Genomic DNA, 11,103 nt, shown 5'->3' on the forward strand with positions numbered 1-11,103 from the left:
GAGGAAAACCAACAATAATTTGACACTATCAATAATAAGGTTTCAATTGCAATTTGAAGTTGATTTGGTATAATAATAATATAATTTCATATCCATAAGGGAGTAACTTAAGGTTTGAATACCTTGTCAGTATCAACATCGTCAAGTAGATATATCTGCTGGTACTGTACTTAAAAAGTGAGACTTGTGCGTTCAATTGCTATTAGGTGAATTGGCGTAGAAGTCTCATTTTTTTTAAAAAGAACTTCTAATGAGAATATGAAAATTAAAATTTAGGAGGAGAAACATGACAAAGAAAGATTTTGTCCCATATCTTGAGTCTAGTGACTCAGTAGTCTCAATGTTGGAATCGAATGTTTCGCAAGGTTTAAGCGAAGCTGAGGTAAAAAGACGCCAAGAAGAGCATGGTTTCAATGAATTAGAGACAGAAGAAAAGACAACGTTGCTACAAAAATTCATTGAGCAATTTAAAGACTTTATGATTATCGTCTTATTAGTGGCAGCGGCAGTATCGGTTGTTGCTGAAGGGATGGAAGGTTTAACTGACGCCATTATAATCTTATTGGTAGTGGTTTTAAATGCGGTAATGGGTGTTTTCCAAGAAGCAAAAGCCGAAGAAGCGATTGATGCTTTACGTAAAATGGCCTCACCGAGTGCTAAAGTCCGTCGTGACGGTACCATTAAAAATGTTAAAAGTACTGAATTAGTACCCGGAGATATTATTATCCTAGAAGCTGGAGACGTAGTTCCTGCCGATGTTCGTTTAATTGAAGCGAGTTCATTACAAATTGAAGAGGCAGCTTTAACTGGAGAATCTGTTCCAAGTGAAAAAGCAGCAGCCACCTTAGATGCTGACGATGAGGTTGGTATTGGTGATCGTAGTAATATGGGGTTCTCAAGTACTAACGTTACTTATGGTCGTGGTGTTGGGGTCGTAACCGGCACTGGTATGCAAACTGAAGTTGGGCATATTGCGACCATGTTATCAGGTACTGAAAAACAATTAACACCATTACAACGTGATCAAGAAAAATTAGGTAAGACCTTAACAGTGTTAATCTTAGCAATTGCCGCGGTTACTTTCTTAGTGGGTATTTTACGTGGACGTTTACCATTGGATATGTTATTAGTGGCTATTTCATTAGCGGTTGCTGCTATTCCAGAAGGTTTACCTGCTATTTCAACCATTATCTTATCATTAGGTACGCGTACGATGGCTGATCGTAATGCTTTAGTTCGTACTTTGCCAGCGGTTGAAACCTTAGGAAGTACTCAAGTAATCTGTTCGGATAAAACAGGTACCCTTACTGTTAATAAAATGACGATTGAAAAAGTTTACTATAATGGTGAATTGCATGATGCAAGTGAAGCGATTGACTTAAATACACCATTTTTAAAATCAATCGGATTTGCCAATGACACGGAAATTGATGATCAAGGCCAATTATTAGGAGATCCTACTGAAACGGCAATGATTAAATATGCTTTAGACAAAAAATTTGACTTAAAAGGCGAATTGGCAAAATATCCACGTGTCGATGAAGTACCATTTGATTCTACTCGTAAATTAATGTCAACAATTCATCAATTAGAAGACGGACGTTATTTCGTTGCTGTTAAAGGGGCACCGGACCAATTAATTAAACGTTGTACACAAGTTGACAACAATGGTGAAGTTACTACTTTAGCTGACAAACAAGTAGATGAAATTTTAGAATATAATACAAACTTAGCGAAAGATGCTTTACGTGTCTTAGCGGGTGCTTACAAAATTATTGATGAAATTCCTGCTGATGTTAAATCAGAAACAATTGAAACAAATTTAATCTTTGCTGGTTTAGTAGGAATGATTGACCCTGAGCGTAAAGAAGCAGGCGATGCAATTGCTGTGGCTAAAGAAGCGGGTATCCGTACCGTTATGATTACCGGTGACCACGCTGTAACAGCGCAAGCGATTGCAGAACGTTTAGGTATCTTAGATGCCAATGACACCAATAATGAAACACATGTTTTAACTGGTGCGCAATTAGATGAAATCTCTGATGAAGAATTAGCACGTACCGTAGCAAATTACTCTGTTTATGCGCGTGTTTCTCCAGAACATAAGGTACGTATCATCAAAGCATGGCAAGCTAATGATGTGGTTGTTTCAATGACGGGTGACGGTGTTAATGACGCGCCATCATTAAAACAAGCAGATATCGGTGTTGGTATGGGAATTACCGGTACAGAAGTATCAAAAGGTGCTTCAGATATGGTCTTAGCGGATGATAACTTTGAAACAATCGTAGTTGCAGTAGAAGAAGGACGTAAAGTATTTGCGAATATTCAAAAAGCTGTTCAATTCTTATTATCTGCTAACTTAGGTGAAGTATTTACTTTATTCTTTGCAACTATGTTAGGTTGGACAATTTTAGAACCCGTTCATATTTTATGGATTAACTTAGTAACAGACGTCTTTCCAGCGATTGCCTTAGGTTTAGAAGGCGCTGAAAAAGGTTCAATGAAACATGCTCCTCGTACATCAAAAGATAGTTTCTTATCATTTGGTGTTTTACCAAGTATTATTTACCAAGGTATTTTAGAGGGTGGTATTACCTTATTCATGTATTGGTTAGCTGCTTATGGACCATTCCCAACTCAATTAGTAGGGGATGAACGTCATGTTTTAGCTGAAACAGTCGCATTCCTAACATTAGGTATGATACAATTATTCCATTCTTATAATGTGAAATCAGTATTCCAATCATTATTTAGTACCAATCCATTTAACAACAAATACTTAAATATGGCATTTGTTGGTTCTGGTGTTTTATTATTAATGGTTGTGTTAATTCCAGGTTTACAATCATTATTTGGCGTTCATGATTTAACTGGTATTCAATGGTTATTAGTTATTTTAGCGGGTCTAAGTATCGTTGTCTTCGTTGAAATCATCAAGTTTATTTTACGAGCAACAGGTGTAGCTGCTAAGTATGAAAAATCAGGAGCAGACTTTAAAGCTGTTAAATAATTTTGTAAGACAATTTGAATAAACAAACTCGACTAAGAGTGATTAAAATCAAGGCTGGGCAGAGATTATATCTGTTCGACCTTGTATTTTTATAGGCATTTTGTCAAATGGTGTGAAATTACTAGAGGTCAAATGGTTTGACCCCACTAGCAATAGGCTATTGATGGTGGGTGAGGTTTGAAAAAACTAAATTTTGTTGTTTGGGGCTGGGCAAGAAGTAGTGGCTGGGAAAAAACTTTTAAATTCTATTCAGTTTTTGCTCGAACATTAATAGAGCAGTGTTTGAATGGCCTTAAACGGCGTTTTAAAGACTTGTTGGATACCTACTCCTGCTTCGTCTGTTCACACCCATAATGATTGAATGGTATTAATTAAGCGTATTGGATTATAAAGTGGCTTGTTGAAATGGAGAAAACCGCTTAAAACAGCTTAGAACCGCTCGCTAGTTATTATGAATCTGTGCGGTCAATTAAGAAAACAGCATCATTTTATACTATTTAGGTGTGTGTTTATTTGTAAGATAATCGACAATTGAAGCTTACTCAATCATAAACTAAGTTTAATATTTAAAGTGAAAAATATTTTTTCAATAACCCACGCTTTTTTTGTTGAAATGTCGTATAATAGGCGATGGAAACGTAAAGATAGCAAATAAGATGATTAGAACCTATTAGATACAATTCCTTTATTAATTTGATTAGAGGTGACGCTTTGATAAGAACAATTGAAGAAGCAATACAGTGGATGGATGACCAGCAAACTGAAGTACATCGTGTAGGACTGGATAAAATTCTCGTCGCATTAGACTATGTTGATAATCCACAAAAAGGTTTAAATACCATTCATATAGGTGGAACAAATGGCAAAGGATCTGTAACTGCTTATTTACGAAATCTATTTATGAAACACGGATTTTCTGTGGGAGGATTTACCTCACCACATATCATGAAATTTAATGAACGTATCAGTTTGAATGGACAAGCAATTGACGACGAAACGGTTGTTCGTTTAGTGAATAAAATGGTCGAACTTAATGAGTATATGGCCACGACACCGTATAGTCGCTTGGTATTTTTTGAACTCTATACGGTGATGATGTTTTTATATTTTAATGAAGTTCAACCGGATATTTGTTTAATTGAAGTTGGATTGGGCGGTTTAAACGATTGTACCAATGTGATTGACTCTAAAGATATTTTGATTACCACGATTGGCAAAGATCATGTGGAACGATTAGGCCATACTTATCGTGAAATTGCACAACAAAAAGCCGGTATTATTCATGGTAATGCGGATGTCTTCATTGGTGAATTACCTACTGAAGCGGAAGCAGAAATCGAACGAATTTGTGCCATCGAAGGGGCAACACTTTATCGATTAGGCCAAGATGCAACTTATGAAATTCAAAGCCAATCATTAACCCAAGGCAGTATTTTCCAATTCAATAACCATGATATTTATTGTATTAATATGATTGGAAAACATCAAATTCATAATGCTTCCTTATCGTTATTATTTTTCCAACATTGGATGAGAAAATATGGTCATGTTATTGATACTCAGCTCGAACACCAAGCCTTATTTGAAACCAAGTGGATTGGCCGGATGGAAAAATTAAGTAATCAGCCATTAATTTACATTGATGGCGCTCATAATGAAGCCGGTTTGAATGCTTTGGCAGATACGATGCAGACCTATTTAGCAGACAAAAAGATTAAGTTAATATATTCAGGTCTCATGACAAAAAATCAATTAGAGCACGTTAATTTATTATTGAAAATGCCTTTAGCAGAAATCGTCTTTACGGAGTTTGAACATCCAAATTCTATGTTAGTGGATGATTTTAAATTGTTGGTTAAACAACATCCTGAAATAAATATTCCGACACGTTTTAGTATTGATTGGGAACATGAACTTACGCCAGGTGACCAAGATATATTAGTGGTGACAGGTTCATTATACTTTATCGCTCAAGTTCGAGCTCATTACTTAAATAAAGAGCTGGTACTGAGTGACGTATAAAAAAGATTGAATTAAAGTATTTTAACTCCTTTTGGTGTATCTATCACTGAAAGGAGTTTTTATATGGAAGTGAGTAAAAATCGTAATCTATTTATAGAGGAAGTCCCCAAACAAAGTAGACCACGAGAACGCTTGTTATATTTTGGTGAAAAGGCACTGGCTGATCATGAATTGCTGGCAATCTTATTACGGACCGGTACCAGACAAGAAAATGTGATTGAATTGGCTTTGCGTTTAATTCAAGAATTTGAAACTTTATATGGTTTAAATCAAGCAAGCTTAGAGGAATTACAAAGTGTTCCGGGGATTGGGCCAATAAAGGCCATTGAGCTAAAAGCGAGTATGGAGATTGGATTAAGAATTGCGACTAGTACCATTCCAAAATATGGGAAGATTACGTCGACCAAGGATGTGGGAGAATGGCTTTTGCGCGAGATGAGACAATTTCATCAAGAACATTTAACAGCACTCTTTTTAAATACAAAAAATGAGATTATACGACGGAAAGATATTTTTAAAGGGACGGTTAACAGTTCAGTAGCGCACCCGCGTGAGAGTGCGAAATGTTCCTTAGTGAAAAGCTAAGGCTCTTATTTTTATAAGAGAAGGCTTATTTCGAAAAGTAGAATGAAGGGGTAACGTCCGGAAATACTTTCTTTAAGCTCCGCCATGCGATTTGTTACGTAAATAATAAATGGTATGAAGCGCGGTAAAGTCGGCAGAAAAATTTAGCAGTGATTTGATATGCCGGAAGTCGGTTAATAAGATGAGGAGAACGAAGTTATGTGGACCAATAAGTAAGTAGAGGTTGAGTAAGAAGTCTCGCTATGAAAGACCTTCTATTTTTACAGGAAATAGCCAACTTACTTATTGAAAGTAGCCATCTAAGTTAACCTAAATGATAGAAATAAGTCAACATTGAAAGCAGAAGCTAGGTAGAATTTACGTTCGTTGAACTAGTTGATTGGTGACAGTCATTTACTTCTGTGAGAGCGAAGGCACGACCTTTGATCTGTCTAATCAACAGGGAGGAATAGCCTTCAGTCAATTGTGTAAAACAGTATGATATAAAGCACAATTGATGGAACGCGGTATGCGGTGAAAGCTGCACGTACCGTGTGGTGTGGGGGAAAAATTGGCGATAATTTCAAAAATTTACCTATCACAATTATTTAAAGAAGCCGTAAAATATCCAACTGCGCGAATTATTATTGGACATAACCATCCATCCGGCGACCCAGAACCATCGCAAGCAGATTTAATTTTTACCAAACGAATGATAGAGTGTGGTAATTTAATGGGAATTGAATTATTGGATCATGTTATCATTGGACAAGATAATTATTTAAGTTTAAGAGAAGTTACTAATATTTTTGATTAGGTTGATTGCGTAATTTTAAGAAATTTGAATTGGCTATAAGAGTCTAAATGTTAACGATAGAACAACTAAAAAATGATAGGGCTTGTAGTTAAAAAGATAACAAGTTAAAGATGAAACTAGATATTTTATAACATTGGCCAAGTTGAAAATAGATAAGTTTAATTTAAAAAATAATTGAATCACTTGAGCCTTTTTTTCAACGCGTCTACGATGGCATTTATTTTCATTGAATTGGTATCGACTTTGCATCATTATTGTGAGAGGATTCTTAAAGTTAAGCCATATTGCTTGTTAAAAAAATGAAAACGTGTTATAATAAACTTATGTTTTTGTTAAGGGAAAGTTTGAATTATAATTTGTTTTACCATAAGGGAAAGTTGATTTATATTTAGTTTTACCATTCACAGAAATAAATATTTACGTGCATAGGCACAAAGGAGTTCATTATTAATGGAACAAGGAACAGTTAAATGGTTTAATTCAGAAAAAGGTTTTGGATTTATCGAACGTGAATCTGCTGATGATGTATTTGTTCATTTCTCAGCTATCCAAGGTGAAGGGTTTAAAACTTTAGAAGAAGGTCAATCAGTTACTTTCGACGTTGAAGAAGGCGCTCGTGGACCTCAAGCAGCTAACGTACAGAAAGCTTAATTTTAATTATATCAATGATGCGGTTAGGACTTCGGTTCTGACCGTTTTTATATTATTAAGACAATCGCTAGCCTTAGATGCCTAAGTGCATTGAATGTTTCGTAATGATAACACAAAGCAATTGCTAACTTCTAGGTGACTTAATACATTGAAGGGGCTGAAAGCTTCGATTTAACCATTAGCGAATGAAGTTATTTTGTAAGGAACAGTAAAAAATTGATATACTATAGAGGAGATGAGGTGTCGAAATGAAAGTAGAATTAATATCATGTGGAACAGAATTATTATTAGGTGATATTATTAATACCAATGCGGCTTATTTAGCGAATGAATTAGCCAATATTGGTGTGAATATTTATAAACAAACAACAGTAGGAGATAATCCTGAACGATTAAAAAGAGCCTTAGAATTAGCCTTTGAAGTAGCTGACACTGTTATTATTACGGGAGGGTTAGGACCTACTAATGATGACTTAACCCGGGATGTTGCTGCCGAATTTATGGGAATGCCCCTTGAATTTCAAGAATCGGTCTGGCAAGAGATTGTTGATTATTTAATGGGAAAAAATCCTAATTATCAATTAGCTGATAATAATCGCAAACAAGCGATGGTACCACAAGGCGCTATTATTTTACACAATCCGATTGGTACTGCGCCAGGATTAATCTTAGATAAAGACGAACGGCGAATTATTTTAATGCCCGGGCCACCTCGAGAAATGAAACGGATGTATCACGAACAAGTAGATCCTTATTTGAAATCAAAAAGTCATCAAGTTTTTGCATCGCGTTATGTTCGCTTTTTTGGAATTGGTGAATCATTATTAGAAACAAAAATTAAAGATATTTTAGATCAACAAACGAATCCAACAATGGCATTATATGCTAAAACAGCAGAAGTATTATTAAGAGTGACCGCATCAGGTGAAAATGAAACAGAGTGCTTATCTTTGATAGAATCGGCGCTCCAACCGATTAAAGAACGGGTAGGTGAATATATCTATTTAGTCGGTACGTCGGAAGTTTCTGAAACACAAACCGAAATGCATCGTGTACTAGCTCGAACACTGATTGACAATCAATTAACGATTAGTGTAGCCGAGTCACTAACAGGTGGGGATGTGGCGTCATTACTAATTGAACAAAGTGGTGTTTCACAAGTGTTTAAAGAAGGGATTGTATGTTATTCCAATGAATCAAAAATAAGCACCGTTGGCGTGAAAGAATCAACGCTTAACCAATTTGGTGCTGTGAGTAGAGAAGTCGCAAGAGAGATGGTCATAGGGGTCGCAAAAAGACTCAATGCTGATGTCGCAATCGCGACAACGGGTTTAGCTGGGCCTGAAAGTGATGAAAGTGGTAAACCAGTTGGCCTAGTGTATGTCGGAACTTATTATAAGGGGCATATTGAAGTAAAAGAATATCACTTCTTTGGCGACCGGGCGCTTATTAGGGACCGTGCGGCCAAAAACGCCTTGAATCAATTAAGATTAATGATCAATCGCGTCAAAGATAAATAGGTCTAGAGGCCGATTAAAGAATCACCTTTAACCTGTATAATAATAATATAGAATAAAGGAGGTCTTTAAAATGCATATGATATTTCGTTATTTACCTTATGTATTATTAGTATTAATTTACTTCGCCTTACTAGCAAGTATCTTTACAAAGCAAGCAACATTTAAATATAAAAAAGTAACTCAAATTTCAAGTGGTGCCTTGATTATTGTCCTGTTTGCGAATTTATTGTCTGCGATTATTTCCGGTCGTTATTCAGATGTACCTGAAACCAATATCGTAGCCATATCAACCGGTATTTTTGCGGGACATGCACTCATTTCCTGGTTGTTTGATTTATTAGATCGCCGCTTCCACCAAAACTGGTTAAGAGTGATTTATTATATTGGCATGGGACTCGTTGTATTGACCAGTTACTATGCTGGAGTTGATACCTATGCGGTCCACCCGATAGACGGTATGATTGGCACGACCGTTATTATTTGTTCTTTGGTGGTAGCTTGTACTATTCCTTTCTTTGGAATGGCGTTGTTAATGGATATGGTCACTATGCGTAATCGTGCGCCTAAAAACTATAAATTTAAACCGACTCAAGATAAATTAAATCATTATCGTGAACATGGTTTATCTGAACAAGAAATCATCTTTTTCCGTCAACAAATGGCCGAAGCCAAAGAGCGGATTGAAAATATTGAAGTGGAAATGAATAAAGTGGCTAAATTAAGAGTTATTGAAAATCGTCACAATGTAGTAGCCGTTTCAAAACAATTTTTCAAAGATATTGTTAATGAACCTGAACGGGTAGCTCAAGCAGGTATCTTCTTAAATAAATTATTACCATCATTAGAAGACTTAACCGCTAAATATACCGAGATATCTGGTCACGTTGCTAAAAATAAACAAACCTATTTAATCTTAGAAAAAAGTGCTCTGACAATTGACAATATTTGTGAATCCATTACAGAGAGCTATGTCCATTTCCATCAATCATTATATAATGATTTACAAGATGAAATAAAATTAGCGAATCGTGCGCTTAATAAGGAAATAGATGACACAACTGAACAAGATACGATTGATGAGTTAGTGAGCGACCCATTTAACTTTGAGGAGGAATAATATATGGCTGAAAAAGATACTGAAAGCTTATTTGATGAATTAATTGGCGAAGCGACATCATCAGAAGTTGAGGAATTAATTAGTAATCCTTTTGATGAAAAAACAACCCATGATGAATTAACAAGTGTTCAAAAAGATTTATTAGATGCTCAAATGTTATCGAAGCGTCAAATAACGAATAGTAAACTGATTGACCGTTTACCTGAACATCGTCAAAAGCAAGCGAAAGATTTAGCTAGTCAAATTGACGAAACCAACATGAATGCTGTCATTGCTTATGGTTCCAATGCCCAAAAGAAATTAAGTGAGTTCTCACATTCAATGTTAAATCGTGTTCAATTAAAAGATACTGGAGAAATTGGTGATTCATTAACCGAATTGATGACTCAATTACAAAAATCTAATCCAAAAGATTTAACCGCTGAACCTAATCTTTTTAAACGATTATTTGGAAAGGTGAAAGCTTCAATTTCCGAAACACAAATACAATACCAAAAAATCGGTAGCCAAATTGATAAAGTAGCCATCCGTTTAGAACGTGAGAAAAACGAGTTATTAAACGATAACTTAATGTTAGAACAATTATACGAGAAGAATAAAGATTACTTTGAAGCACTCAATATTTATATCGCTGCCGGCGAAGTTAAAATGCAAGAATTACAAGAAAAAATTATACCTGAAGCGATTGAAAAGGCTAAAAAAAGTAATAGTCAAATGGATGTTCAAGTCGTCAATGATTTAAATCAATTTTTAGATCGTTTGGATAAGCGAACGCATGATTTACGATTAACTCGCCAAATGACGATTCAACAAGCACCCCAAATTCGTATGATTCAAAATACGAACCAAGCATTAGCTGAAAAAATCCAAGTATCTGTGCATACGGCGATTCCATTATGGGAAAACCAAATCACGATTGCTTTAGCCTTGTTAAGACAACAAAATGCTGCTGTTTCCCAACGTCAAGTTTCGGAAACAACCAATGATTTATTATTAAAGAACTCTGATATGTTAAAACAAAGTGCTATCGATACTGCGAGAGAATCTGAACGTGGTGTAATTGATATTGAGACTTTACAAAAAACTCAAGTTAACTTAATTGAAACATTAGAAGAAACCTTGCAAATTCAATCAGAAGGACGACGTCAACGTGCTTTAGCTGAACAAGAATTACAAGCAATGGAACTTGATTTAAGAGATAAATTACTGCAAATAACAGCAGAACAAAAGCAACAAGAAGCCAATCGCACTCAGGATGACAATTATCAATTTTAATACAAAAAACGGAAAGAAATATTGATTTCTTTCCGTTTTATTTTTTCAAAAAAGTCAAATATGGTTGGTTAAACTAAATTTTATGTGTCTAGATTGTAAGCGTCCTATATCAGAGTATCTTGAT

8 protein-coding genes are annotated in these 11,103 nt (G+C 35.4%); all 8 read left to right on the forward strand.

Features of this window, described 5'->3' with window-relative positions:
- The first annotated feature begins 286 nt into the window (after nt 1-286).
- The 8 genes from HMPREF2811_RS04070 to HMPREF2811_RS04105 all read left to right on the forward strand — a co-directional run bounded on the left by HMPREF2811_RS04070 (nt 287) and on the right by HMPREF2811_RS04105 (nt 10,979).
- Entirely contained in the window at nt 287-3,013 is a 2,727-nt protein-coding gene (locus HMPREF2811_RS04070) for a cation-translocating P-type ATPase (protein WP_071408216.1), read from the forward strand.
- A gap of 711 nt (nt 3,014-3,724) precedes the next feature.
- A complete protein-coding gene (locus tag HMPREF2811_RS04075) occupies nt 3,725-5,035 on the forward strand; it encodes a bifunctional folylpolyglutamate synthase/dihydrofolate synthase (RefSeq protein ID WP_084801930.1) in 1,311 nt (436 codons plus the stop codon).
- Between the two features lie 63 nt (nt 5,036-5,098).
- Complete coding sequence (gene radC / locus HMPREF2811_RS04080) at nt 5,099-5,620, forward strand: RadC family protein (protein WP_071408217.1); 522 nt, start codon at nt 5,099-5,101, stop codon at nt 5,618-5,620.
- 550 nt (nt 5,621-6,170) lie between these two features.
- Entirely contained in the window at nt 6,171-6,416 is a 246-nt protein-coding gene (locus HMPREF2811_RS04085; protein ID WP_071408218.1) for a JAB domain-containing protein, read from the forward strand.
- Between the two features lie 450 nt (nt 6,417-6,866).
- Nucleotides 6,867-7,067 (forward strand): cold-shock protein, encoded by a 201-nt coding sequence (locus HMPREF2811_RS04090; RefSeq protein WP_066123681.1) that lies wholly within the window; start codon nt 6,867-6,869, stop codon nt 7,065-7,067.
- A gap of 248 nt (nt 7,068-7,315) precedes the next feature.
- Nucleotides 7,316-8,587: a competence/damage-inducible protein A gene (locus HMPREF2811_RS04095; RefSeq protein ID WP_071408219.1), complete on the forward strand. Its 1,272-nt coding sequence runs from the start codon at nt 7,316-7,318 to the stop codon at nt 8,585-8,587.
- Nucleotides 8,588-8,657: 70 nt separating this feature from the next.
- A complete protein-coding gene (locus HMPREF2811_RS04100) occupies nt 8,658-9,704 on the forward strand; it encodes a 5-bromo-4-chloroindolyl phosphate hydrolysis family protein (RefSeq protein ID WP_071408220.1) in 1,047 nt (348 codons plus the stop codon).
- A gap of 3 nt (nt 9,705-9,707) precedes the next feature.
- Nucleotides 9,708-10,979, forward strand: coding sequence for a toxic anion resistance protein (locus HMPREF2811_RS04105; RefSeq protein WP_084801934.1), 1,272 nt, complete (start codon nt 9,708-9,710; stop codon nt 10,977-10,979).
- The last annotated feature ends 124 nt before the right edge of the window (nt 10,980-11,103 follow it).

This window comes from Globicatella sp. HMSC072A10, from assembly GCF_001811625.1.
Lineage (GTDB): Bacteria > Bacillota > Bacilli > Lactobacillales > Aerococcaceae > Globicatella > Globicatella sanguinis.